Annotated in this window: 18 protein-coding genes; 17 read left to right on the top strand and 1 reads right to left on the bottom strand. The window is 70.0% G+C overall.

Features of this window, described 5'->3' with window-relative positions; translation table 11 throughout:
• Positions 1–32 precede the first annotated feature (32 nt).
• From PJ985_RS16340 to PJ985_RS16395, 12 genes are all read left to right on the top strand, one after another.
• Complete coding sequence (locus PJ985_RS16340) at positions 33–1,199, top strand: zinc-binding alcohol dehydrogenase family protein (protein ID WP_271684517.1); 1,167 nt, start codon at positions 33–35, stop codon at positions 1,197–1,199.
• A gap of 3 nt (positions 1,200–1,202) precedes the next feature.
• Complete coding sequence (locus PJ985_RS16345) at positions 1,203–5,696, top strand: SDR family NAD(P)-dependent oxidoreductase (protein ID WP_271684518.1); 4,494 nt, start codon at positions 1,203–1,205, stop codon at positions 5,694–5,696.
• Between the two features lies 1 nt (position 5,697).
• The gene (locus PJ985_RS16350; RefSeq protein WP_271684661.1) at positions 5,698–6,900 is read left to right on the top strand and encodes an acyltransferase domain-containing protein; all 1,203 of its coding nucleotides are present in this window, start codon (positions 5,698–5,700) and stop codon (positions 6,898–6,900) included.
• Between the two features lie 2 nt (positions 6,901–6,902).
• Positions 6,903–7,613: an SDR family NAD(P)-dependent oxidoreductase gene (locus PJ985_RS16355; protein ID WP_271684519.1), complete on the top strand. Its 711-nt coding sequence runs from the start codon at positions 6,903–6,905 to the stop codon at positions 7,611–7,613.
• Between the two features lie 31 nt (positions 7,614–7,644).
• On the top strand, positions 7,645–8,667 hold the full coding sequence (locus PJ985_RS16360) for a 3-oxoacyl-ACP synthase III family protein (RefSeq protein WP_271684520.1): 1,023 nt from the start codon (positions 7,645–7,647) through the stop codon (positions 8,665–8,667).
• Between the two features lie 40 nt (positions 8,668–8,707).
• Positions 8,708–8,962, top strand: a complete 255-nt coding sequence (locus PJ985_RS16365) for an acyl carrier protein (protein WP_271684521.1) — start codon at positions 8,708–8,710, stop codon at positions 8,960–8,962.
• Between the two features lie 12 nt (positions 8,963–8,974).
• The gene (asnB, locus tag PJ985_RS16370) at positions 8,975–10,825 is read left to right on the top strand and encodes an asparagine synthase (glutamine-hydrolyzing) (RefSeq protein WP_271684522.1); all 1,851 of its coding nucleotides are present in this window, start codon (positions 8,975–8,977) and stop codon (positions 10,823–10,825) included.
• 89 nt (positions 10,826–10,914) lie between these two features.
• A complete protein-coding gene (locus tag PJ985_RS16375; protein ID WP_271684523.1) occupies positions 10,915–11,694 on the top strand; it encodes an alpha/beta fold hydrolase in 780 nt (259 codons plus the stop codon).
• Between the two features lie 5 nt (positions 11,695–11,699).
• The gene (locus PJ985_RS16380) at positions 11,700–11,846 is read left to right on the top strand and encodes a hypothetical protein (RefSeq protein WP_271684524.1); all 147 of its coding nucleotides are present in this window, start codon (positions 11,700–11,702) and stop codon (positions 11,844–11,846) included.
• Complete coding sequence (gene ccrA, locus PJ985_RS16385; RefSeq protein WP_271684525.1) at positions 11,843–13,198, top strand: crotonyl-CoA carboxylase/reductase; 1,356 nt, start codon at positions 11,843–11,845, stop codon at positions 13,196–13,198. Before PJ985_RS16380 ends, ccrA begins: the two co-directional genes overlap by 4 nt.
• Positions 13,199–14,231: 1,033 nt before the next feature.
• The gene (locus tag PJ985_RS23385) at positions 14,232–14,441 is read left to right on the top strand and encodes a hypothetical protein (protein WP_443033506.1); all 210 of its coding nucleotides are present in this window, start codon (positions 14,232–14,234) and stop codon (positions 14,439–14,441) included.
• 41 nt (positions 14,442–14,482) lie between these two features.
• A complete protein-coding gene (locus tag PJ985_RS16395) occupies positions 14,483–14,983 on the top strand; it encodes a peptidylprolyl isomerase (protein ID WP_271684662.1) in 501 nt (166 codons plus the stop codon).
• 775 nt (positions 14,984–15,758) lie between these two features.
• On the opposite strand, the gene PJ985_RS16400 is transcribed toward PJ985_RS16395, so the two are convergent.
• Positions 15,759–17,288 carry a UDP-N-acetylglucosamine 1-carboxyvinyltransferase gene (locus tag PJ985_RS16400; RefSeq protein ID WP_271684526.1) on the bottom strand — a complete coding sequence of 510 codons (1,530 nt, stop codon included), beginning with the start codon at positions 17,286–17,288 and terminating at the stop codon, positions 15,759–15,761.
• Between the two features lie 229 nt (positions 17,289–17,517).
• Between PJ985_RS16400 and PJ985_RS16405 the strand changes: the two genes are divergently transcribed.
• The 5 genes from PJ985_RS16405 to PJ985_RS16425 all read left to right on the top strand — a co-directional run bounded on the left by PJ985_RS16405 (position 17,518) and on the right by PJ985_RS16425 (position 25,337).
• Positions 17,518–18,309, top strand: coding sequence for a class I SAM-dependent methyltransferase (locus PJ985_RS16405; protein WP_271684527.1), 792 nt, complete (start codon positions 17,518–17,520; stop codon positions 18,307–18,309).
• A 370-nt stretch (positions 18,310–18,679) separates the two neighbouring features.
• The gene (gene acnA, locus PJ985_RS16410; RefSeq protein ID WP_271684528.1) at positions 18,680–21,400 is read left to right on the top strand and encodes an aconitate hydratase AcnA; all 2,721 of its coding nucleotides are present in this window, start codon (positions 18,680–18,682) and stop codon (positions 21,398–21,400) included.
• A gap of 348 nt (positions 21,401–21,748) precedes the next feature.
• Positions 21,749–23,176, top strand: coding sequence for an N-acetylglucosamine/diacetylchitobiose ABC transporter substrate-binding protein (gene ngcE / locus PJ985_RS16415; protein WP_271684529.1), 1,428 nt, complete (start codon positions 21,749–21,751; stop codon positions 23,174–23,176).
• 109 nt (positions 23,177–23,285) lie between these two features.
• A complete protein-coding gene (locus tag PJ985_RS16420; protein WP_271684530.1) occupies positions 23,286–24,341 on the top strand; it encodes a carbohydrate ABC transporter permease in 1,056 nt (351 codons plus the stop codon).
• 51 nt (positions 24,342–24,392) lie between these two features.
• Positions 24,393–25,337, top strand: a complete 945-nt coding sequence (locus PJ985_RS16425; protein ID WP_271684531.1) for a carbohydrate ABC transporter permease — start codon at positions 24,393–24,395, stop codon at positions 25,335–25,337.
• Positions 25,338–25,422 lie beyond the last annotated feature (85 nt).

The following is a 25,422-nucleotide window of genomic DNA, read 5'->3' on the forward strand; positions in this document are numbered from 1 at the left end:
TCCGCAACACATACGCACATCAGGGGAAGTTGATGGAGACAGTAAAGGCGTGGGTGCTGCCCGCGGGCCCGGAGGACCGGTCGGGCGGTCCGATACGCGGTGAGTTCACCCTCGCCAGCATTCCGATCGCGTCGCCGGACGAGCACGAGGTGCTGGTCGAGCCCCTGGTGGGCTGCTGGGAAGCGAACATGGAGCACGCGCTCGCGCGCAGCCCCATCGACGTCGTCCGGCACCGCGGCGAGGACCGGATCGTCGTCGGCACGTGCGGTGTGGTGCGCGTGATCTCCGTCGGGTCCGCCGTGCGCGGGCTGCGCGAGGGCCAGGACTGCCTATGGATCCCGTTCGGCCAGATCGATCGCAACGGCTACGCGGAGAGCATTTCCGCCTATGACGCGCCCGGTTCGCCCGGCCTGCTCGCCGAGCGCATGGTCGTGCCCGCCGACCGTCTGGTGCCGCTGCCGTCGGACGGCCGGTACCCGGTGGAGCGCTGGGCGCCGTTCGCCCGGTACTTCACCGCGTGGGACAACTGGCGGGTCACCAGCCGCTGCTGGCGCAGCCAGGTCGACGACGCGTGGGACGAACAGCCGCTCGTACTCGGCTGGGGCGGCGGCGTAGTCTACGCCGAGCTGGAACTGGCCCGGCGCGAGGGCTTCCGTACCGCGATGGTGTCCGGCCGTGACAGCAGGCTCAAGGACATCGCCGCGTCGGGCGCGGTCCCGATCGACCGCCGGGATTTCCCCGACCTGGACTACACCTGGGCCAAGGAGTCCGGTGAGCCCGACGCGATGGACCGCTACCGCGCGTCCGAGGCGCGGTTCCTGGAAATCGTCGGCGAGCTGTCCGGCGGCCTCGGCGTCTCGATCTTCCTGGACAACCTCGGCGGTGGCCTCCACCGGGCCACGCTGAAGAGCCTGGCGCGTGAGGGTGTGGTCTCCACCGTGGGCTGGAAGACGGGCATGCGGCTCTGGAGCCTGCGCGCCACCGAGTGCATCAGCAGACACATTCACGTCCATACGCACGCGTGGCGGTTCCAGGACGGCGCCCGCATCCGCGACGTGATGCAGGAGACCGGCTGGCTGCCCGACATCGCCGACGGCCCGGTGACCCCGTTCGACCGAATACCCGAACTGGCCGCCGCCTACGGCCGCGACGTCCTCGACGGGTACTTCCCGCTGTTCTCCGTCGCTGGAAGGGACTGACCGATGCGTTCCCGATCGTTCGACGTCGCGGTCGTAGGCATGGCCGGCGCCTTCCCCGGTGCGCCCGACCTCGCCCGGTACTGGGCGAATGTCGTCGCAGGCGTCGACTCGGTCACCGAGGTCGACCCGGACCGCTGGTCGGCCGAGCACCACTGGGCGGGCGCCGGGGAGGCGGCACCGGGTCTTTCACCGTCGAAGTGGGGCGGGTTCCTGCCGCCGCTGCCCTTCGACGCGCTGGCCCACGGCGTGCCGCCCGCCTCGCTGGGCGGCATCGAGTCCGCGCAGCTGCTCGCGCTGGAGACCGCCACCCGGGCGCTGGCGGACGCGGGCTACGCCGACCGCCCCTTCGACAGGGAGGCGACGTCGGTCGTCTTCGCCGCAGAGGCGGGGGCCGACCTTGCCGCCGCGTACGCGATGCGGTCGCTGCTGCCGCTGCACCTGGGCGAGTTGCCCGCCGAGCTGGACGCCCGGCTGCCGAGGCTGACCGAGGACTCGTTCCCCGGCACGCTGGCCAACGTGATCGCCGGCCGGGTGGCCAACCGCCTGGACCTCGGGGGACCGAACTACACGGTCGACGCCGCGTGCGCGTCGTCCTTGGCCGCGCTCGACCAGGCCTGCAAGGAACTCCTGGCGGGCACCAGTGACATGGTGCTGTGCGGGGCGGTCGACACGCACAACGGCTTGCACGACTACTTGATGTTCGGCTCGGTGCGGGCCCTTTCGCCGACCGGGCGCTGCCGGCCGTTCGACGCGGCTGCCGACGGCATCGTGCTGGCCGAAGGCGTCGCGTGCCTCGTACTGAAGCGGCTCGAGGACGCAGAGCGGGACGGCGACCGTGTCTACGCCGTGGTTAAGGGCGTCGGCGCGGCCAGCGACGGCCGCGGGCTCGGCCTGACGGCACCCCGCCCCGAGGGCCAGCGGCGCGCACTGGAGCGCGCCTACGCCACCGCGGGCGTCTCGCCACGCGACGTCGGCCTCGTGGAGGCGCACGGCACCGGCACGGTGCTGGGCGACCGGACCGAACTGGAGACGCTGACCGGCGTGTTCCGCGCCGCGGGCGCTGAACCCGGCGCGTGCTCGCTGGGGTCGGTGAAGTCGCTCATCGGTCACGCCAAGTGCGCGGCGGGCATGGCCGGGCTGATCAAGGCGGTGCTCGCCGTGCACACGGGCGTACGGCCGCCGACGCGGCACGTGAGCGTGCCCAACGCCGCCTGGTCCGCGGCGACCAGCCCGTTCGCCTTCGACCCTGAGGCGCGCCCGTGGGCCGACGCCGACCGCGTCGCCGGCGTCAGCGCGTTCGGGTTCGGCGGCGTCAACTACCATGCGGTCGTCGCCGCTCCCGAAGCGCGTACGGACGTCCCCGCGCCCGCCGATGGATCCGCCGGACTGCTCTTGTTCCGCGGCACCGAGGACGAGGTCAGCGCCTCCCTGGGCGCACTTGCCGACCGGCTGGCCGACGGCGTTCCGCTGCGCGGCCTGCCCGGTGCCACCGGGACTGGCCCGACGCGGGTCGCGATCGTCGCCGAGGACGCGGCAGGGCTGCGCGAACAAGTCGAACTGGCGCTGCGCCTGCAGGACACGCCCGAGCGCGGCGTACACGTGGGCGACGGCACACGCAGGCCCGTCGCGCTGCTCTTTCCCGGCCAGGGCAGTCAGCGGCCGGGGATGCTCGCAGACCTGTTCCTGACCTTCCCCCGCCTGCACCGCTTCCTGCGCGCCGACCCGGCGCTGGCCGACGCCGTGTTTCCGCCCGGCGTCTCTTACGGCGATGCCCCGCGGCTCGTGGACACCCGCCTCGCGCAGCCCGCCCTCGGCATCGGCGGCCTCGTCGCCCTGGACCTGCTGCGCGCCTGCGGCGTCGAGGCCGATCTGCTGGGCGGTCACAGCTACGGCGAGCTGGTCGCTCTCGCCGGTGCGGGCGTGCTTCCCGAGGACGCGGTACTGCCGCTGAGCCGCGCCCGCGCCGAGGCCATGCACACCGCCGCGGGTACGGACGTGGGCGCGATGGCCGCCGTTGCCGCCCCCGCCGACGCCGTCGCCGCTCTGCTCACCGAGCACGGTCTTGCCCGGGACGTGGTCCTCGCCAACCACAACGCGCCGGATCAGGTGGTGCTCGCCGGGTCTGCCGACGGGATCGACGCCGCCGTCACCGCGCTGCGTACGGCCGGGCACACGGCCAAGCGGCTGCCGGTCGCCGCCGCCTTCCACAGCCCGAGGATGGCGCCCGCTGCCGAGGCGTTCGCCGATGTGCTGGCCGCACAGGACTTCCGCGCGCCCGAGGTGCCCGTATGGTCCGGGGCCACCGCCGAGCCGTATCCGGCCGAACCGGCCGCTGCACGGGCGCTGCTGGCCGGCGCCCTGGCGCGGCCGGTCCGGTTCGCCGAGCAGATCGAGCGGATGTACGACGCCGGGGCCCGCGTGTTTGTGGAGGCAGGGCCCGGCAACGTGCTGACCCGCCTGGTCGGTGCCGTTCTGGGCGACCGCCCGCACACCGCCCTGTCCGTGGAGGTTTCCGGCCGCCCCGGACTGCCCCACCTGCTCGGAACCCTTGCCGCGCTCGCCGTACGCGGGATACCGGTGCGGCTGGACGCGCTGACCGCGGACCCCACGGCAGCACCGGTACCGGCGCGTGCGCGGTGGACGGTGGACGGCCACCTGGTCCGTACGGCGGACGGCGAGCCCGTCCCGGGCGGTCTGCGGCCCATCGAGCCGCCCGTCGCGCTCACCGCCGCGGGCGGCGAGCGCGACGAGAGCGTCATCGAGTTCCTGCGCGGCACCCAGCGCATCGTGGCCGCGCAGCAGGAGGTCATGCTCCGCTACCTCGGTGGCGAATCCTCCGTGGATACCCCCGCCCCCGCCCGAGCTCCGGCCCGACAGCCGCCCGCCGAGACCGTTCTCGAGCCCGCGCCTACAGTGCTGGAACTGGTCGCGCGGCGCACCGGTTACCCGGCCGCCATGCTCGACCCGGACCTGGACCTGGAGGCCGCGCTCGGAGTCGACTCGCTCAAGCGCACCGAGATAGCCGCCGTCCTGCTCGGCGGCACCCCGCACGCAGATTCCGTGGGCGCCCTCGCCGGCCTGCGCACCATCCGCGAGATGACCGACTGGCTGGCCGCTCGCGCCGACGGAGGCACGCGCCGCCACGTGGTCGAGCTGGTGCCCACGCCGCACGTCCCGGGGGAGTGGAGGGCCGAGCGGGCTGCGATCAGCGGAGGCGGCGAGGTCGGTGCCGAACTGGCCGCTCTGCTCAAAGAGCGCGGCACCGAGGTAGTGGACGACCCTGCGGACTGTGACACGTTCCTGCTGCTCGACGCGCTCGAGGGCGGAGACCCCGTACTGCCCGGCTGCTTCGCCGCGGTGCGAGCGGCCGTGCTGGCGGGCGTACGCACCCTGCTGCTGGCCACATGCCACGACGAGGCACCGGCGGGCGTCGGCCTGCACGGCTTCGCCCGTGCGGTGTCCCGTGAGTACCCCGGCCTCGCCGTGGTCGCGGTCGACCTGCCTGGTGGGCAGTCGCCCTCTGCGGCGGCGCGGGCGCTGGCAGGCGAACTCGACGCGGGGCAGCCGTCCGTCGGTCACCTCGAAGGCCACCGCGCCCTCTGGCGGACCACACCCGCGGTGCTGCCCTCCGCCCCGCCCGGCGACGTCACCGCCGCAGACCTGGGGCTCGACCGTGACTGCGTCGTCCTTCTGACGGGTGGCGCCCGCGGCATCACCGCCCGCATCGCGGCCGCACTGGCTGAACGCACCGGCTGCCACTTCGAGTTGATCGGCCGCAATGAGCCTGCTGCCGACGCCGCCGTAGATGCCGCCGCTCTGCGTGCCCGTCTGATCGCCGAGGGCGGGCGCACCCCGGCCGACATCGAGCGCGAGGTCCGTGCGCACGCAGCGGCCAGAGAGGTCCGGCTGTGTCTGGACACCCTCGCTGGGACGGCCGCGTCGGTGCGCTACCACCGCGCGGACGTGCGTGACCCGGAGCGACTGCGCGCCGTCCTCGACGACGTGTACGCCCGGCACGGACGCCTCGACACTGTCGTACACGCGGCGGGCGTCGTCCACGACCAGATGCTGCGCGACAAGTCCCCGGAGTCGTTCGCCGAGGTCTTCGGGACCAAGGTCGCGGGCGCCTTGGCGCTGGCGGCGCACCTTCGCCCCGGGTTACGTCACCTGGTGCTGTTCGGGAGCATCGCCGGCGTCCTCGGCAACCGCGGGCAGGTTGACTACGCTGCAGCCAACGACGCCCTCGACACCCTGGCCCGCCAGTGGTCCGGCCGGGTCGCCGACCGTGTGCTGGCCCTGGACTGGGGCCCGTGGGCCGCGGAGGCGGGAGGCATGGTCACGGCCGAGCTGGAGCGCGCGTACGCGCTGCAAGGTATTGGCCTGATCGACCCGGACGCGGGCGTGGCGGCGTTCCTGCGCGAACTGGCGTTCGGACGCGACACCCAGGTGCTGCACGCCGTCGGCGACCTCGCCGCGTTCGGGGGCGGCCTTGACTGAGGTGCTCCTCGCCGCCGCGCGTACTCCCGACGAGCTGCTCGACGCACTGCGCTCGCGCCGCTCCGCCGGCACCGGGCCCTGCCGGGTCGCCGTGTTCGACCCTACGCCCGAGCGTGTGGACCAGGCCGCCCGGCTCGTCGCCCGCGGCGAGTCCTGGCGCGGCGGCAATGATCTGTGGTTCACCCCGGGCCCCGGGCTCGCGGGCGGCGTCGTGTTCCTCTTCCCGGGCCTTGACGCCCGCACCGGTCCGGCTCCCGACGACGTCAGACGCTGGTTAGGCCTGCCCGCCGAACCATGGACCGGCTCCGACACCCTCGGCGCTCGCACCCAGGCGGCGCTGCGGCTGAACCGGGTGCTCGACGCCGCGTTGCGCCGGGTCAAGATCGTCCCTGACGCCGTGGCAGGCCACAGCGCGGGGGAGTGGAGCGCCCTGTTCGCCGCGGGTACGTTCCCCGCGGCGGCTTTCGAGGATCTGGCCCGCGACATGGGTACCTCGCCCGTGCCGGACGTGGTATTCGCCGCTGTCGGCCTGCCCGCCCGCGCCGCCGCCCAGCTGGCCGAGGACGAGCCCCGCGTCGTGCTCTCCCACGACAACGCGCCCGACCAGAGCGTGCTCTGCGGGGACGAGGACGCCGTGGCACGCTGCCTGGACCGGATCGCCGACCCGGCGGTCCCGCGCCGGGTGCTGCCGTTCCGGTCGGGGTTCCACACGCCGATGCTGGCCCCGTTCCTGCCCGGCTTCACCACGGTGTTCGATCGGATCGTGCTCGAGCGGCCCGCCGTGCCCGTCTGGTCCGCGACCACGGTCCGCCCGTACCCGGACGACGAGGCGCCGTTGCGCGCGCTGCTGGAACGGCACCTGCTCGAACCCGTCCTCTTCCGCTCTCTGGTGGAGCGCCTGCACGACGGCGGCGCCCGGGTGTTCGTCCAGGTCGGCTGCGGGAGCCTCCCCCGCTTGGTCGCGGCCACACTCGCCGACCGCCCGCACGCGGTGGTCAGCGCGGGGTCCACGAGCCGGCCACAACTCGACCAACTGCGCTGGGCCGCCGCCGCACTCTGGGCTGAGGGCCGCGCTCCAGACCTGGGCGCGCTCGGCCTGGCCCCGCAGGGTGGCGACACCGTGGCCGCCGCGTACGAGGCGGCCGTGGCCACCGTCAGCGCGTCCATCGATGAGGTCTACCGGAACTGGAAGGGACGGGTTTGAGCGTGCAACGGCGAGCAGTGGTGACGGGGGCGGCCAGCGGTATCGGCGCGGCCGTCGCCGAGCGACTGGTCCTGGCGGGCTGGGCGGTCACCGGCTGGGACCGCGAGCCGGGCACCGGGTCCGGCATCGACTGGCACACGGTGGACGTACGCGACGCAGGGGCGGTGAAAGCCGCCGCCGATGTGGTGCCCGAAGCCGACCTGCTGGTCAACAGCGCGGGCGTGGGCGCCATCGCGCCATCGGCCGAGTTGCGGCCGCAGACCTGGGACCGCGTCCTCGCGGTCAACCTCAGCGGCACGTTCTACTGCTCCCAGGCCCTGTTCCCCGCGCTGACCGCGCGCCGTGGGCTCGTGGTGAACGTCGCCTCCGTCATGGCGCACCGCGCCGTACCAGGCCGCGCCGCCTACTGCGCCTCCAAGGCGGGTGTCGTGATGCTCACCGAGGTGCTCGGCGTGGAGTGGGCCGAGCACGGTGTGCGGGTGCTGGCCGTCAGCCCCGCCTATGTGCGAACGCCGCTGGTGGAGAAAGGTTTCGATAACGGCAACCTCGACGAGGCCGCCATCACCGCCCGCACCCCGCTCGGCAGGCTCGCCACGCCCGGTGAGGTCGCCGACCTGGTGCTGGACCTGACCGGCGACCGATTCGCGTACATGACCGCCTCCACCCTGCGCTTCGACGGCGGCTGGGTCGCCGACGGCGTGTTCCCCCGCTGAGCCGTCCACGATGAAGGAGTACCGACCGACCATGCCACCCGCCGACTTCGGGGTCCTCGCCCTCGCGCACGCCCTCGGCGACCCGAGGGACGTCACCGCGACCGCGGCCGAGTACGTCGACGACCCCGACCGGGTCCTGCTCTGGGGCTACCGCACCTACCACAGGTCGCCCGAGGGCACCACGCCCACAACGCTCGCCGCCCGCGCCGCCACGAAGGCGCTCGCCAAGGCAGGCGTCGACCCGAGGGACCTCGACCTCGTCGTGGTCGCGGACAGCGGCGTGCCCGACTACCTGCTGTGGGACGCCTCCACGGCGCTCGCACGCGAGATCGGCGCCGTCGATTCGCCCACGCTGCTGCTCACCCAGGGCTGCACCTCGGGCGTCACCGCCTTCCAGCACATCGCCGGCACGTTCGCCACCCGCGACGACGTCGACACTGTACTGCTGGTCACGGTGAACCAGGTGAGCGAGGCGCACACCAACCGCATGCGCAGCAACACGCTGCTCTCCAGCGACGGAGCCGCGGCAGCCGTGCTGCGCCGAGGCCATGACAGGCTGCGGTGGCTGGCCACCGAGCAGATCACCGACCCGACGTACAACGACTTCTACCGCGTCGAGTACGGCGGCGCCGCCGCGCCCTTCGCGCCCGAAGGCACCGGCAACCTCGACGTCGACCCGCTCGCGCTGGTGTACCGGCACTTCCGCCGAGAGCCCGAGCACCTGGCGCGGTTCGTCCGCACCCTCAACAGCCGGGTGCGCACGGTCTACGAGCGCGCCTGCGACCGCGCGGGCGTGGACACCGGCCAGGTGGCGAAGTTCCTGTTCCTCAACGACAACCAGGACAGCCTCGCCGACATCGCCAAGGCCACCGGCATACCGCTGGAGCGCACCAACGCCGCACTCGGTGCCGACCTCGGCCACTGCGGCGGTGCGGACCAGCTCATCTGCCTCGACACCTATCTGGAGCGTGGCGAGCTCGCCGACGGCGACGTGGTCGCCCTCGCGGGCATCTCCATCGGCATGCACTGGTACTGCACGCTGCTCACCGTCTGACCCCGTGACCCATCAACCGACACCAAGCGAGGAAAGCGCAATGGCGGAACTGACCATCCAGGACCTGATCGACGTGTTCAACCGCAGCATCGGCGACCAGGACCCGGTCGAGCCCGAAGGCGACCCGTCCGACCTGACGTTCGCCGCACTCGGCTTCGACTCGCTGACCACGCTCAACGCCGTGCGACGGATTGAGCGCAAGCACGGGGTCGAGCTTGGCGAGAACGTGATCAGTGAGGCGAAGACCCCGCGCCAGTTGCTCGACCGCGTCAACACCGCCCTCACCGGCGCCTGAGGAGGAACAGCGATGTGCGGGATCACCGGATGGGTGGCGTACGGCGAGGACCTCGCCCGGCACCGCTCGGTCATGCAGGCGATGACCGACACCATGGGCTGCCGCGGCCCCGACGCGGAGGGGGTCTGGATCGACGGGCCGGTTGCGTTCGGCCACCGCAGGCTCTCCATCATCGACCCGGCGGGCGGTACGCAGCCCATGGTCGCCGAGCGCGAAGGCCGGACGCTGGCCGTGCTGACGTTCTGCGGTGAGATCTACAACTACCGGGAGCTGCGCCAGGAACTGGCCGCGCTGGGGCACGAGTTCCGCACCAGCAGCGATACCGAGGTCGTGCTCACCGCGTACCTGCAGTGGGGGGCGGGCTTCGCCACCCGGCTCAACGGCATGTTCGCCATCGGGCTGTGGGACGCGGTCACCCGCGAACTGCTGCTGGTGCGCGACCCGATCGGGGTCAAGCCGCTGTACTACGCGCGCACGCAGAACGGCGTGCTGTTCGGCTCGGAGCCCAAAGCCGTGCTGGCCAACCGCGCCGTGCCGCGCCGTGTCGACGCCCAGGGCCTCGCCGAAATCCTCGACATGGTCAATACCCCGGAGATCACCCCGCTCTCCGACCTCTCCGAGGTCCGGCCCGGCCACATCGTGCGGGTGACCGAGGGCGGCGTGACCAAGACGCCGTACTGGCAGCTCATCGCTCGCGAGCACACCGACGACCTCGACACCACCATCGGCACCGTCCGCGGCCTGCTGGAGGACATCGTGTCCCGCCAGCTCATCGCGGATGTCCCGGTCGCCACACTGCTCTCCGGCGGCCTGGACTCGTCGGCCATCACCGCGCTGGCCCAGCGGTCGCTCACCGCCGAGGGCCGTGGCCCGGTGCGGTCGTACTCGGTGGACTTCCAGGGCGCGGCCGACCAGTTCGAGCCCGACGCGGTGCGCGGCACGGCCGATGCTCCGTACGTGCGCGACTTCGTCGCCCAGGTGGGCACCGACCACCGTGAGGTGCTCCTCGACAGCGCGGAACTGGCCGACCCGGCCATCCGGGATGCGATCCTCGGCGCCACCGACCTGCCGCCCGCGTACTGGGGCGACCTGTGGCCGTCGCTGTACCTGCTGTGTCGGGAGATACGGCAGCGGGCCACCGTGGTCCTGTCCGGCGAGTCCGCCGACGAGTTGTTCGGCGGCTACCGGTGGTACCAGCGGGCCGAGGCGGTCAACGCGCCGACGTTCCCGTGGCTCACCCCGGGCTCGGCGCGCATATTCGGCGGCAGTTCGCTGATCGACCAGGGTCTGCTCGAGAAGCTGGACCTCCCGGGATACCGCCAGGACCGCTACGCTGAGGCCGTCGCCGAGGTGCCGGTGCTGCCTGGCGAGAGTGCCGTGGACCGGCGGATGCGAGAGGTCACCTACCTCAACATCACCCGGTTCATGCAGGCCGTGCTCGACCGCAAGGACCGGATGAGCATGGCCGTCGGCCTGGAGGTCCGCGTCCCGTTCTGCGACCACCGCCTCATGGACTACGTGTTCAACGTGCCGTGGGCGATGAAGTCGTTCGACGGCAGGGAGAAGAGCCTGCTGCGCGCCGCCACCCGCGACGTGCTGCCGACCTCCATCCTGGAGCGCACCAAGACACCTTTCCCGGCCACCCAGGACATCCGGTACGAGCAGGCACTCCGCGCCGAGCTGCGCGAGGTGCTGGCCGACCCGAACTCCCCGGTGTTGCCCCTGCTGAACACCACCAGGGTCACCCGAGTCCTCAACCGGGAGCTGGAGGACGTCAGCCTCCCGCACGATCGCGGCGGCCTCGAGATGGCTTTGTGGCTCAACCGGTGGCTGACCTCCTACGACGTGACCGTGGACGTCTGAGCCACCCACACCCGGTGCGGAGGGCGGGACGATGTCCCGCCCTCCGCACCGCTAGATCCAACCGTACGTTTTTCACACAAGGGGAATTGATGGCGAACCGGTCCAGTGCGGAACACAAGCTGTGGATGCGGAACTTCCATCCGTCGTCGCCCGGCGCCCCGCGCCTTCTCTGTCTGCCTCACGCGGGGGGCTCCGCGAGCTTCTACTTCCCAGTGTCGGCAGCGATGGCGCCCGAAGTGGACGTCCTCGCGGTGCAGTATCCCGGCCGTCAGGACCGGCGGCTGGATCCCCCCGCCGAATCCGTAGAGGCCCTGGCGGACGAGCTGTTCCGGGTGCTGGACTCCCAGGACGAAACCCCCCTCGCCCTCTTCGGGCACAGCATGGGCGCTGTCGTCGGCTTCGAGCTCGCCCGCCGCCTGGAAGCCGCGGGCCGCCCGCTCGCCGTGTTCTTCGCCTCCGGACGCCGGGGCCCTTCCCGGGTGCGTAGCGAGTCCGTCCACCGGCGCGACGACGTGGGTCTGATCGAGGAGGTCAAGAAGCTCAACGGCACCGACCTCGCTCTCCTGGACGACGAGGAGATGCTGCAGATGATCATGCCGGTGCTCCGCGCCGACTACCGGCTCGTGGAGACCTATCAGCCAGCCCCGGGGCCGCAGTTGAGCTGCCCGATCGTCGCGATGACCGGTGACGCCGACCCCAGGGTGACCATCGATGAGGGGCGGAGCTGGTCCGAGGAGACCAGCGGCGCGTTCGAGCTTCTGGTGCACCCCGGCGGCCACTTCTACCTGGCATCGCAGCAGCGTGCCGTCAACGCCCAGATCCGGGAGTACCTGCGCAAGTTCGCTCCGCACGCGGAAGCCCAGGTGTGAGGCCCATGGACGACCAGCGGCCCGGCCGGCTGCTCGCGGTGAGTGATCTGCCTGTCTCGCACGCCGAGAACCGGAGCTTCGTCGTTCGCGACGGACTGCTTTTCACCGCGATTGTCCTGCCCGTCCGTAGCTCACGCGAGGAAAACACATGAAGGACATAACCAGTGCCATCCTCTCGGGAGTGGCAACCGCTGATGACTTCCGCGCGCTGCCGGTTCCCGAAAGCTACCGGGCGACCGTCGTCCGCAAGGCCGAGGCCGACATCTTCGAGGGGGTGAATTCCGCGGACAAGGACCCGCGCAAGTCCCTCCACCTGGACGAGGTACCGGTTCCCGAGCTGGGACCCGGCGAGGCCCTGGTCGCGGTGATGGCCAGTTCGATCAACTACAACACCGTGTGGAGCTCGATCTTCGAACCACTGCCCACCTTCGGCTTTCTGGAGCGCTACGGCAAGCAGCAGCCACAGGGCCGACGCCACGACCTGCCGTATCACGTCCTCGGCTCCGACCTCTCCGGCGTCGTGCTGCGCACCGGCCCGGGTGTCAACGCGTGGAAGCCCGGCGACGAGGTCGTCGCGCACTGCCTGTCGGTCGAGTTGGAGAGCTCGGACGGGCACAACGACACGATGCTCGACCCTCAGCAGCGCATCTGGGGCTTCGAGACCAACTTCGGCGGGCTGGCCGAGATCGCGCTGGTCAAGTCCAATCAGCTGATGCCCAAGCCCAAGCACCTGACCTGGGAGGAGTCCGCCTCTCTCGGCCTGGTAAATTCCACCGCCTACCGCCAGTTGGTCTCCCGCAACGGTGCCGGCATGAAGCAGGGCGACAACGTCCTGATCTGGGGTGCGAGCGGTGGCCTGGGATCGTACGCGACCCAACTCGCGCTGGCCGGCGGTGCCGTACCGGTGTGTGTGGTCTCCAGTTCGGAGAAGGCCGGGATCTGCCGTGCCATGGGGGCCGAGGCGGTGATCGACCGCAACCTCGAGGGTTACAAGTTCTGGAAGGACGAGCGCACCCAGGACCCGCGGGAGTGGAAGCGCTTCGGCAAGCGGATCCGCGAGCTGACCGGCGGCGAGGACGTGGACATCGTCTTCGAGCACCCGGGCCGTGAGACCTTCGGGGCCAGCGTCTATGTCGCCCGGAAGGGCGGCACCATCGTCACCTGTGCCTCCACGTCGGGCTACACCCACGAATACGACAACCGGTACCTGTGGATGTCACTCAAGCGGATCGTCGGCTCACACTTCGCCAACTATCGTGAAGCCTGGGAGGCCAACCGCCTGGTCATGAAGGGCAAGATCCATCCCACTCTCTCCAGGACCTACTCCCTGGAGGAGACCGGACAGGCGACCTATGACGTCCACCGGAACCTGCACCAGGGCAAGGTCGGAGTGCTCGGCCTCGCCCCCCGGGAGGGCCTGGGAGTGCGCGACGAGGAGTTGCGCACACAGCACCTCGACGCCATCAACCGTTTCCGGAGGCCTGAGGAGGAGCCGGGAGACTGAGTGAAGGCCCCGCCGCACGGTCACAGACCAGGTGTGGAGGGGGCCTGCAGCCCGAAGGAGTGCGGCACCGAAGCCGTGCTCCCCCACACAACGGCATTCCCCCGGGTGTGGTTCGTCTCGGGAGACGAACCACACCCACATCTGTCACTACGGATTGGGTTCGCCGGGTTTGTTGACATTGAGTCTGGGCTCCACGGCCCCGGAATCGTCCCAGAGAAAGCCCGGCCCACAACCGGCGAGTGAGTGAATCCGGGAGAGATTCTGCTACTCCGAGCTGTTCGCGTCGGCTGTGGCGCGGCCGGTCAGTCGTTCGTATCGCTGCCTGGGCGGTGGTTGCTTTCGCTGCCCAGGACTCCCTGGGACTGATCGCCCTGCACGGAACCGTTGTTGCACCCAGACCCTTCCGGGACTGGCGGGGCAGGCCGAATGCCGGTGGTGAACGGCGTCGGTGAGCCGTGTGCGGGAGAACCGCACGCGTGGTTCGATGCGGCGGGTGCTGGAAACGGAGCGTACGTACTGTGCCACCGCGCCCGCCCCCGGACCGTACAAGAAGCGGGCTGTCCGGCAGGTGATCAGCTCAGCAGAAAGGGCCTCTGACCTGCAATGCCGGTGAGTTTACGCGTTGGTGCAGGTCAGGTGGGGTGTTTGGTGGCTTTGAGCGTGGAGCGGACGTTACTGGGAGTGCGGGCTCGGTCTCGTTTTCTGCAGGTAGTTCTTCAGTTTCGCGAACCCGCTTTCGAAGCTGGTCGACCAACATGCCGTAGATCATTTACGGGACAGGCCTCAGGATCTGAATGGCTACATCTTTCCTCCGCGCCTAGAATTCCTCGAGGGGTCCTCGCTGGAGTCTTATGAAGGCCTCACTGTTATTCGGAACTTCGCGAGCAGGGTTATCGACGCGCCAATCGGCGGCGTGGTGTGCCACGTGCCGTATGGAATTGTTCGGTGAAGGAGTGGTGCAAGAGCGGTGAGTGGTGGAAATGAGCAGTACAAGGTTGTGTTCAATCGCGAGGGGCAGCACTCGATCTGGTCCGTGAACACGGAGCCTCCGGCCGGTTGGAACGACATGGGGTTCTCAGGCAGCAAGGGCGAGTGCCTGGTGCATATCGCCGAGGTCTGGACGGACCTGACCCACGATCGGTGCGCCAAGGCCTCTGGTCGGTTTCGTGGGGACAGCGGAACCGTCGGACCCTGCTTCACGTCCGACAGCGTCAAGTGGAGTCGGGCCGCGCAGGTCGTATAGGGTGAATGCGATTCCTTGACACCTCGCGGAAGAAGGCGAAGATGACTCAGGTCGTGCTCACCACCAACTTTGGGGCAATCACGCTCAAGCTCGACGCCGAAAAGGCGCCGAAGACGGTCGAAAACTTCTTGGCCTATGTCAATGACGGGCACTACGACCAGACCATCTTTCACCGCGTCATCCAGAAGTTCATGATCCAGGGAGGCGGCTTCGTCGAGGACATGTCGCAGAAGCCGACCCGCGCCCCGATCGAGAACGAGGCGCGCAACGGCCTGCCCAACGCCCACTACGCCGTGGCCATGGCCCGTACCTCCGACCCGCACTCGGCGTCGGCGCAGTTCTTCATCAACACGGCAGAGAACGGCTTCCTCGACCACACCGCCCCTTCCCCGCAGGGGTGGGGTTACGCGGTGTTCGGCAAGGTCGTCGAGGGCTTCGAAGTGGTTGACAGGATCGCCGCAGTCCCGACCGGCCGGCGTAGCGGCTTCCAGGACGTCCCGGTGGAGTCCGTGGTCATCATCAGCGCCAAGGCCGAGCAGTGAGGCCGTGACCGAAGGTTCGGCGGCCTGACGCCGGAGGCCTGGCGTGTCGTACCGCCAGTGACCAGTCCGAGTTCGAGATGCCGCCACCACACGTTCCTGCTGGGCCGAGCACTCCCGGATCGATCACCGATCGGTTGAGAGGACCGTCTCACGTCTGAACTCGTATACCAGGGACCCACGTTGCTCACTTATGCCCTGCCGCAGTGGCCTTGCCGCATACGTGCGTGGGGCTCCGGGCGGACGGGTTATCAGTGAAGTCAGCTGCGTATCTGGTGAGTGGGGCCCGGAAGTACCCCATGACGCCGCCGGGGAATTTCTGAATGCTGTGGAGGAGGTGGCGGGTTGAGGTCTCCAGTTGGGCCCGGTTGTCCTCCTTCCGGAAGCCCGCTCCGGCCGCGGCGGGCGGGATCGCTCCGCTGGGGGCGGGCGGCGCAGACGGCGCTCGGGTATGGGAGCCGTCCCGGGAGCACGGCTTCCCTGCCCTGCGCCAGTTTCACGCCTCCGAAGACTGGAGGCAGGCAAGTCGATCGTTTCCCTGGCACGGATGGTGGGGGCACTCCGACCCCGGGTTCACGCTGCGGAAGCACTCCCACTTTCTGCCGCGCGCCGGGACACGGGGCAGCACCGCCATCGACGCGATCTTCACGTACCCGTGGCCGGGCCCGTTCCGTGTAGCCGACGCTCGGCCACGGGGCCCAAAGTCCCAGAGAGGTCGCCGCACCCCTTCCCGACCCGTTTCATCGCAGGTCGGACGGGGTGCGGCGTCATCCGGCCGTCAGATGTCGCGGAAGATCTCGATCTGGGCGCCGACGGAGTTGAGGCGTTCCGCCAGGTCCTCGTAACCGCGGTTGATGACGTACACGTTGCGGAGCACGGAGGTGCCGTCCGCCGCCAGCATCGCCAGCAGGACCACCACCGCGGGGCGCAGCGCGGGCGGGCACATCATCTCGGCAGCGCGCCAGCGGGTCGGGCCCTCGACAAGAACCCGGTGGGGGTCGAGCAGTTGAAGCCGGCCGCCGAGCCGGTTGAGGTCGGTGAGGTAGATGGCGCGGTTGTCGTACACCCAGTCGTGGATCAGGGTGCTGCCCATCGCGGAGGCCGCGATGGCCGCGAAGAACGGCACGTTGTCGATGTTGAGGCCGGGGAAGGGCATCGGGTGAATCTTGTCGATCGGTGCCTCGAGCTTCGAAGGGCGCACCGTGAGGTCGGTCAGCCGGGTGCGGCCGTTGTCCGCCGGATACTCCGGGGTCAGCGAGAAGTCCAGGCCCATGCCCTCCAGCACGGCCAGCTCGATCTCCAGGAACTCCACCGGCGCCCGGCGGATGGTCAGCTCGGATTCGGTGACGACCGCGGCGGCGATCAGGCTCATCGCCTCCACCGGGTCCTCGGAGGGGGAGTAGTCCACGTCCCGGTCGATGTCGGCGACGCCGTGCACGGTGAGCGTGGTGGTGCCCACACCCTCGACCCGCACCCCGAGCTGCTCCAGGAAGAAGCACAGGTCCTGGACCATGTAGTTGGACGAGGCGTTGCGGATCACCGTCACGCCCGGGTGCCGGGCCGCGGCGAGCAGGGCGTTCTCCGTCACCGTGTCGCCGCGCTCGGTCAGGACGATCGGCCGGTCGGGGACGATGCTCCGGTCGACCTCGGCCAGATAGGTGCCCTCGGTCGCGGTGATCGCCAGGCCGAACCGTCGCAGCGCGGTCATGTGCGGCTCGACGGTGCGGGTGCCCAGGTCGCAGCCGCCGGCGTACGGAATCTTGAAGCGGTCGGCGCGGTGCACCAGTGGCCCGAGGAACATGATGATGCTTCGGGTGCGGCGCGCGGCCTCGGTGTCGATGCCGTCCAGGTCCAGGTCGGCCGGCGGCACGATCTCCAGGTCTGCGCCTTCGTTGATCCAGCGGGTCCGCACCCCGATGGAGTTGAGCACCTCCAGGAGACGGTAGACCTCCTCGATCCGGGCCACGCGCCGCAGCACCGTGCGCCCCGAATTCAGCAGGGACGCACACAGCAGGGCAACACAGGCGTTCTTGCTCGTCTTGACATCGATACTGCCCGACAACCGGCGTCCGCCGACGACTCTCAGATGCATCGGGCCTGAGTACCCCAAGGAGACGATTTCACTGTCGAGGGCTTCCCCGATGCGAGCGATCATCTCAAGGCTGATGTTCTGGTTGCCGCGCTCGATGCGATGGACGGCACTCTGGCTGGTGTGGAGTGCCTCCGCAAGCTGCAACTGGGTCCAGCCACGATGCTGTCGGGCGTCCCGGATGAGCTTCCCGATGCGGGCGAGGTAGTCGTCGGTCATGCGACTGACTCTAACTCATGTATGAGATGCGAACCGTTCGACAGGGCCGTTCGAGTGACATGTCGGCCGAACGCGGGCCGCCAGGGGGTATCGGGTTTCTTGTTCTGTTCTGCCGGGAATGTCGGCAATTCTGTCGCGACGCCGTGGGGTGGGTGAGCGAGCGTTCAGCTGCCGGCGATCATTCGTGAGGAGCGGCCCCCGTCGGCCGACGGGTGGCAGGCTGATGCCCATGACTGCGGGGTTCAGCGGGGAAGTGGCCGAGTACTACGCCAAGTACCGCCGGGGCTATCCGCCCCAGCTCTTCGACGCGCTGGAGGAGATGTTCGCGCTGGGCGCCGGTGATGTGGTGCTCGACCTCGGGTGCGGCACGGGACAGCTCACCGTTCCGCTGGCCTCACGGGTCGGCTCCGTCATCGCCATGGATCCGGAGCCGGACATGCTCCGGCTCGCCAGGGAATCCGCCGCCCTGGGTGCCGCGCGGAACGTGACCTGTGTGCTGGGCGGCGACACGGACGTGCCCGCGCTGGGTGCCCTGCTCGGGCCCGGCTCCCTGGCGATGACGGTGGTCGGCACCGCACTGCACTGGATGCGCCCGGACGATCTCTTCCCTGTGCTCCTGCCGCTGTTCCGGGCGCGCGGAGGCATCGCCGTGGTGGCCAACGGAGCCCCGCTGTGGCACCAGGACACCCCCTGGTCGCGAGCGTTGCGCGCCGCGCTGGAGCGGCACTTCGGCCGGCCGCTCCGGGCCTCCTGCGGCACGGACCCGGACGACCGGCGGCGGTACGAGCGCCAACTCGAAGCGGCGGGGTACAAGGACGTGCGGGAGATCGTCATCGAGTACCGGGACGAGCTGAGCTTCGACCAGCTGCTGGGCGGGGTCTACTCGGCAACGTCGGTCGAGCTGCTGCCCGCCCCGGAGGAGCGGACAGTCTTCGCCGCGCGCGTCCGGCAGGCGCTCGGGCCGGAGGACCGTCTCCCCGAGACCGTCCGGGTCTCCGCCCTCGTAGGAAGGGCCGGATGAGGGTGGCGGGGCAGCCCTCCCGGAGGCACGTTCCGCACTGCGCCCCTTCAGCGGTCTGTGGCTGCGCCGTTCGAGTGCGGCCCCGGCGCGGCGCGGGCCGGGGCCGCCGGGTGCCGGGGCGGAGGGTCGGGCGGCCAGGTGCGGGGTGAGCCGCTCGGCCGGCTGGGGGTCGGGTGGGGCGGCACATGACCGGGGGGCGGTCATGTACTAGAGTTATCTCGACATCGAGATATCTTGTCGAGGCGCTACCGCCGCATCTCCTCCCGCGGCACGCCCGGGGCGCTCGGTGCCGAGCGACCGGCCCCGGCCGCGGGGCGGACGGCAGGATGGTGGCAGGTACGCGAACACATATGCACTGAAGGAGACTGTCGTGTCGGCGAACAGCTTCGATGCCCGCAGCACGCTGCAGGTGGGCGACGAGTCGTACGAGATCTTCCGGCTGGACAAGGTGGAGGGCTCCGCCCGCCTCCCGTACAGCCTGAAGGTCCTGCTGGAGAACCTGCTCCGTACCGAGGACGGGGCGAACATCACCGCCGATCACATCCGGGCGCTGGCCGGCTGGGATGCCAAGGCCCACCCGCACCAGGAGATCCAGTTCACCCCTGCGCGCGTGATCATGCAGGACTTCACCGGCGTGCCGTGCGTGGTCGACCTGGCCACCATGCGCGAGGCCGTCAAGGAGCTCGGGGGTGACCCGGCGCGGATCAACCCGCTCGCCCCCGCGGAAATGGTCATCGACCACTCCGTCATCGCCGACAAGTTCGGCACCGCCAACGCCTTCCAGCAGAACGTCGACCTGGAGTACGGCCGCAACCGCGAGCGGTACCAGTTCCTGCGCTGGGGCCAGACCGCCTTCGACGAGTTCGCGGTCGTCCCGCCCGGCACCGGCATCGTCCACCAGGTCAACATCGAGCACCTGGCCCGGACTGTGATGGTGCGCGGCGGCCAGGCGTACCCCGACACTCTCGTCGGCACCGACTCGCACACCACCATGGTCAACGGCCTGGGCGTGCTGGGCTGGGGCGTCGGCGGCATCGAGGCGGAGGCCGCGATGCTCGGGCAGCCGGTCTCCATGCTCATCCCGCGGGTCGTCGGCTTCAAGCTCACCGGCGAGCTGCCCACCGGCACCACCGCCACCGACCTGGTGCTGACCATCACCGAGATGCTGCGCAAGCACGGTGTGGTCGGCAAGTTCGTCGAGTTCTACGGTGAGGGCGTCGGCGCCATCCCGCTGGCCAACCGCGCCACCATCGGCAACATGTCGCCGGAGTTCGGCTCCACCGCCGCCATCTTCCCGATCGACGCGGAGACCATCAGCTACCTGAAGTTCACCGGGCGCGACGCGCAGCAGCTCGCCCTGGTGGAGGCTTACGCCAAGGAGCAGGGGCTGTGGCTGAACCCTGCCGACGAGCCGGAGTTCTCCGAGTACCTGGAGCTCGACCTGGCGTCCGTCGTGCCGTCGATCGCCGGCCCCAAGCGGCCGCAGGACCGGATCGCGCTGTCCGACGCCAAGCAGCAGTTCTCCGACGACGTCCGGGCCTACGTCGACGACACCGACCTCGACGAGGCCGGCAAGGAGTCCTTCCCGGCCTCGGACGCCCCCGCTGTCAGCGCCGGGGTGCCGGCCGAGCAGGTGACCGTCACCGCTGAGGACGGCAGCACCTACGAGCTCGACCACGGCGCCGTGGTGGTCGCCGCGATCACCTCCTGCACCAATACCTCCAACCCCTCGGTGATGATCGGTGCCGCGTTGCTGGCGAAGGCGGCGGTGGAACGCGGTCTGACGCGCAAGCCCTGGGTCAAGACGACCCTGGCGCCCGGCTCCAAGGTCGTCATGGACTACTACGACCGGGCGGGCCTCACCCCCTACCTGGACAAGCTGGGCTTCAACCTGGTCGGGTACGGCTGCACCACCTGCATCGGCAACTCCGGGCCGCTGCTGGAGGAGGTGTCCCGGGCCGTCAACGACAAGAACCTCGCCGTCGCCTCGGTGCTCTCCGGCAACCGGAACTTCGAGGGCCGGATCAACCCCGACGTCAAGATGAACTACCTGGCGTCCCCGCCGCTGGTCGTGGCCTACGCCCTGGCCGGCTCCATGAAGATCGACATCACCACCGAGCCGCTCGGCCTCGACACCGAGGGCAAGCCCGTGTACCTGCGGGACATCTGGCCCTCGGAGCGGGAGGTCGAGGAAGTCATCGCCACCGCCATCGGCCAGGAGATGTTCAGCCGGGGCTACGCGGACGTCTTCGCGGGCGACGCGCAGTGGCAGGCGCTGCCGATTCCCACCGGCAAGACCTTCGAGTGGGACCCGGAGTCCACCTACGTACGCAAGCCCCCGTACTTCGAGGGCATGCAGGTGGACCCGGCGCCGGTCGAGGACATCGCCGGGGCCCGGGTGCTGGCCCGGCTCGGTGACTCCGTCACCACCGACCACATCTCGCCCGCGGGTGCCATCAAGGCCGACACCCCGGCCGGGAAGTACCTGAGCGAGCACGGGGTCGAGCGCCGTGACTTCAACAGCTACGGTTCCCGCCGGGGCAACCACGAGGTCATGATCCGGGGCACCTTCGCCAACATCCGGCTGCGCAACCAGATCGCGCCCGGTACCGAGGGCGGCTTCACCCGCGACTTCACCCAGGAGGGCGCGCCGGTCAGCTTCATCTACGACGCGTCGCAGAACTACCAGGCTGCCGGTATCCCGCTGGTCGTCCTGGCGGGCAAGGAGTACGGCTCCGGTTCCTCCCGCGACTGGGCCGCCAAGGGCACCGCCCTGCTGGGTGTGAAGGCCGTGATCGCCGAGTCGTACGAGCGGATCCACCGCTCCAACCTGATCGGCATGGGGGTGCTGCCGCTGCAGTTCCCCGAGGGTCACAGCGCGGCGACTCTCGGCCTCACCGGTGAGGAGGCGTTCACCGTCACGGGTGTCACCGCGCTGAACGACGGCGGTATCCCGGAGACGGTCAAGGTGACCACCGACACCGGCGTGGAGTTCGACGCCCCGGTCCGGATCGACACCCCGGGCGAGGCGGACTACTACCGCAATGGCGGAATCATGCAGTACGTGCTGCGTTCGCTGCTGAGCAAGTGAGCCGCGGGCTCGCCGGCCGGTGCCCCTGACGGGCGTCCGGGCGGCCTGCCGCAGGAAGGGCCGCGCCCGTTCGGACGACGGGTGCGGCCCTTTCTGTGTGTCCGTCAAGTCTCGGCGGGGCAAAGCCTGTCCGCCGGATCTGTCCCTGCTGTTGCCCCCGCGCGAGGAGTGGACTATACCTGTCCGCATCCGGGTAGTCGCCTGTGCACGGGCGGTGGCACCGGTGGGGAGCCGGTGACCTCGCGGGCCCTCCTGGGGCCGTTGCGTGCCCCGCGCACACGCAGTGCGTTCTGCTGCGACTGATCGGCGGTGCCGGGTGCTCGGTTCCCGGCGGGAGAGGGACACAACATGACTTCCAGCTCGCATGTCAACCGGCGCACCCTCATCAGGCGGTCCGCCGCGGCCGGCATCCTGGCCGTCCCGGGGGTGGGCGTCCTCTCGGCGTGTGCCAGCGGCGGAGGAGGCGGTGACGACGGCGGCCAGGGCGGTGCTGAGGAGAAGACGGCGGAGAACCCGTTCGGGGTGGACCCGGACGCGGACGTCGAGGTGGTCATCTTCGACGGCGGCTTCGGTGACGAGTACGCCCGCGACACCGCGAAGCTCTACGAGGAGCGCTGGGGCGACGTCGAACTCAGCTCCACCCAGGAGATCAGCCAGCTGATGCAGCCGCGGCTGGTGGCCGGGAGCCCGCCGGACATGATCAACAACTCCGGCGCGCACCAGATGCCGCACCCGACGCTGATCAAGGACGGGCAGATAGCCGACCTGACCGAGCTGTTCGACGCGCCCTCCTGGGACGATCCGGACGTGCCGGTGCGGGACACGCTCGTGCCCGGCACCGTCGAGGCGGGCCAGTACGGCGGCCAGGAGTCCTACCACCTCAACTACACCTTCACCGTCCATGGCACCTGGTACTCCCGCAAGTTGCTGCACGACGTGCTGGAGGAGGAGTACCCGGAGACCTGGGACGAGATGATCCGGGTCTGCGAGAAGGCGAAGCGGCAGGAGGACGTCTACGGCTGGACCTACGCCGGCCAGCACGCCCGGTACCTGTCCTTCACCATGCTGCCGATGATGGCCAAGGTCGGCGGCGCGGAGGTCATCGAGGCGATCGACCGGCTCGAGCCGAACGCCTGGAAGCACGACGCGGTGGTGGCCGTCTTCCAGGCCTTCGAGGAGATCGCCGCCCGCGGTCTGCTGCTGCCGGGCAGTCCGGGCATCGACCACACCGACTCGCAGACCGAGTGGGCGCTGGGCAAGGCGCTGTTCCTGCCGTGCGGTTCCTGGGTGGAGAACGAGTCCCGGGAGGTCATCCCGGAGGACTTCGAGCTGGCCGTCAAGGCACCCACCGGTCTCGACTCCTCCGACGCCCTCCCGTTCGGCACGCTCTACGCGGTGGCGGGGGAGCCGTTCATCGTGCCGGCCCAGGCGGCCAACCGGGCCGGCGGCATGGAATTCCTGCGGGCCATGCTGGGCAGGGACTCCGCCCGCAACTTCACCGAGAAGGTCGCCTCGCTGACCTGCGTGCAGGGAGCGGCCGACGGGCTCTCCCTGCCCCCGGGCCTCACCACGGCGCAGGAAGCCATCGAGGCGGCCGGCGAGCACATCATCGCCCCCCGGTTCCGCGACTGGTACGCGGAGCTCTTCATCGACCACATGGGTGTCGCCATGGGCCGGATGATGGCCGGTGACCTGACCGCCGAGCAGGCGACGGACCAGATCCAGCAGGCCGCCGACGCGGTCGCCGCCGACGACAGCGTCGTGAAGTACCTCTGAGAGCCGGGCCCCGGCCCCGTACCCCCGCAGTGCCGGGGCGTGCGGGGGCCGGCCCACCGAGCACTGCTGAGCGTCGCCCGAGCGTCGCCCGAACGAAGAATGGGGCGGTATGGACACGCAGGTAGAGGCAGCGGACAGCGGTTCCGCGGCCACGGAGAACCCTGGACGGCAGCGGCCGGCCCCCGCCGGCCGTGCGCTGCTGCTGGCGGCGTTCTTCCTGCCGCCCCGGTTCACCCCCGAACGGGTCAGGAACGACCGGCGCTACCGCACTCTCGACAAGTACCGTTTCGTCTGCTGGTTCCTGCTGCTTCCGGTGGTCTTCTACCTCGCCCTGGTGGCATGGCCGTTCGTGCAGGCGTTCTACTACTCGATGACCGACTGGTCGGGCTTCGGCACGGAGTTCCGCTTCATCGGGTTCGACAACTACGTGCGCCTGTGGAACGACCCGCAGTTCTGGGACGCCCTGCGCAACAGCCTGGTGCTGCTGGTCCTCGCCCCCCTCATCACCCTCGCCCTGGGGCTGTTCTTCGCCTACATGCTCCAGGCCGGCGGCCGGCACCGGAAGAACGAGACGGTCTCCGGGGTCTTCGGCTCGAAGTTCTACAAGATCGTCTACTTCTTCCCGCAGGTACTGTCCGTCGCCATCATCGCCGTGGTCTGGGCACGCGCCTTCAGCCCGCGGTCCGGCCTGGTGAACCCCGCCCTGGAAAGCGTCGGCCTGGGCGCCCTGACGCAGGACGACTGGCTGGGCAAGTACGGGCTGTGGGTCACCCTGCTGGTGCTGTGCTGGTCCTTCGTCGGCTTCTACGTGGTGCTGTTCTCCGCGGCCATGGGCTCGATCCCCAAGGAGATCTACGAGGCCGCGCTGCTCGACGGCGCAGGCCGCTCCCAGACCTTCTTCCGCCTCACCTTCCCACTGACCTGGGACGCCATCCGGACCGGCTGGATCTACATGGGAATCCAGGCACTGGACGCCTTCGCCATCGTCAGCATCATGATCCCCCGGCAGGGGATCGACGTCCTGCCCACCTTCCTGTACCTCAAGGCGTTCCGCGACGGGCAGGCGGCCTACGCCACCGCCATCGGGGTGGTCCTCTTCCTCCTCACCCTGGTGTTCGCCGTCCTCATGATGCGAGTGGGCCGACGTGACCGCATCGAGTACTGAACCGCGTCCGGACAGAGCAGGTCCGCACAGAGCAGCGGGGAGAGCAGAGCCATGAGCACCACGCAGACCGGCACCGAGCCGGAGTCCACCCCCGGCCCCGCCGGGCCGGGCAGCCCGGCGCGGGCCGGCACCGCCGGACAAACCGCCCGGCGCGACGGCCGGACCCGGGAAGGGGGCATCCTCAACGTCTTCGCCCACTCCTTCCTGGTGGTGTGGGTGGCCATGGCGGCCGGGCCGCTGCTGTGGATCGTGGTGTCCAGCTTCAAGACCTCCGCCGAGGTCCTGGAGTCACCCTTCGGGCTGCCCGGCGGCCTGCACTGGGCGAACTTCGTCAACGCCTGGACCGACGCCAGCATCGGCCGCTACGCGCTGAACTCACTGATCATTCTCTCCGGCTCGCTGACCGGCACCATGCTGCTGGGCGCGATGGCCGCCTACGTCATCGCCCGCTACGAGTTCCGGGGAAACCGGGCGCTCCACTTCCTGTTCATCGGCGGCCTGATGTTCCCGGTGTTCCTGGCCCTCGTGCCGCTGTTCTTCATGATGCAGAACCTCGGACTGCTGAACACCCGGCTCGGCCTCGTCCTGGTGTACATCGCCTACTCGCTGCCCTTCACCATCTTCTTCCTCACGGCCTTCTTCCGGACCCTCCCGGGCGGCGTGCACGAAGCCGCGGTCATGGACGGGGCCTCCCACACCAGGACGTTCTTCCAGATCATGATGCCGATGGCCAAGCCGGGCCTGATCAGCATCGGCATCTTCAACTTCCTCGGCCAGTGGAACCAGTTCGTGCTGCCCCGGGTGCTGAACGTGGGCAGCACCGACGACTACGTCCTCCCGCAGGGGCTGGCCGCCCTGATGGTGCAGATGGGCTACGAGGGCGACTGGGGTGCCCTGTACGCCGGACTCACCATCGCCATGCTGCCCATCCTGGTCGTGTACGTCACCTTCCAGCGCCAGGTGCAGGCCGGCCTCACCGCCGGAGCGCTCAAATAGCGCGCTCCGGACCCGTTTTCCGGCCCGCCCGCGGAACGGTCCGCTGCTCCCTATAGTTGAGGCGCCGTCTCCCGCGCCACCGCGG

The organism is Streptomyces sp. ACA25, from assembly GCF_028200735.1.
Classification (GTDB): domain Bacteria; phylum Actinomycetota; class Actinomycetes; order Streptomycetales; family Streptomycetaceae; genus Streptomyces.

Excerpts from the sequence above, each read along its gene's own strand:
- PJ985_RS16340 (WP_271684517.1), top strand. The coding sequence starts at position 33 with ATGGAGACAGTAAAGGCGTGGGTGCTGCCCGCGGGCCCGGAGGACCGG.
- PJ985_RS16345 (WP_271684518.1), top strand. The coding sequence starts at position 1,203 with ATGCGTTCCCGATCGTTCGACGTCGCGGTCGTAGGCATGGCCGGCGCC.
- PJ985_RS16360 (WP_271684520.1), top strand. The coding sequence starts at position 7,645 with ATGCCACCCGCCGACTTCGGGGTCCTCGCCCTCGCGCACGCCCTCGGC.
- PJ985_RS16365 (WP_271684521.1), top strand. The coding sequence starts at position 8,708 with ATGGCGGAACTGACCATCCAGGACCTGATCGACGTGTTCAACCGCAGC.
- asnB (WP_271684522.1), top strand. The coding sequence starts at position 8,975 with ATGTGCGGGATCACCGGATGGGTGGCGTACGGCGAGGACCTCGCCCGG.
- PJ985_RS16375 (WP_271684523.1), top strand. The coding sequence starts at position 10,915 with ATGGCGAACCGGTCCAGTGCGGAACACAAGCTGTGGATGCGGAACTTC.
- PJ985_RS16380 (WP_271684524.1), top strand. The coding sequence starts at position 11,700 with ATGGACGACCAGCGGCCCGGCCGGCTGCTCGCGGTGAGTGATCTGCCT.
- ccrA (WP_271684525.1), top strand. The coding sequence starts at position 11,843 with ATGAAGGACATAACCAGTGCCATCCTCTCGGGAGTGGCAACCGCTGAT.
- PJ985_RS16395 (WP_271684662.1), top strand. The coding sequence starts at position 14,483 with ATGACTCAGGTCGTGCTCACCACCAACTTTGGGGCAATCACGCTCAAG.
- PJ985_RS16400 (WP_271684526.1), bottom strand. The coding sequence starts at position 17,288 with ATGACCGACGACTACCTCGCCCGCATCGGGAAGCTCATCCGGGACGCC.
- PJ985_RS16405 (WP_271684527.1), top strand. The coding sequence starts at position 17,518 with ATGACTGCGGGGTTCAGCGGGGAAGTGGCCGAGTACTACGCCAAGTAC.
- ngcE (WP_271684529.1), top strand. The coding sequence starts at position 21,749 with ATGACTTCCAGCTCGCATGTCAACCGGCGCACCCTCATCAGGCGGTCC.
- PJ985_RS16420 (WP_271684530.1), top strand. The coding sequence starts at position 23,286 with ATGGACACGCAGGTAGAGGCAGCGGACAGCGGTTCCGCGGCCACGGAG.
- PJ985_RS16425 (WP_271684531.1), top strand. The coding sequence starts at position 24,393 with ATGAGCACCACGCAGACCGGCACCGAGCCGGAGTCCACCCCCGGCCCC.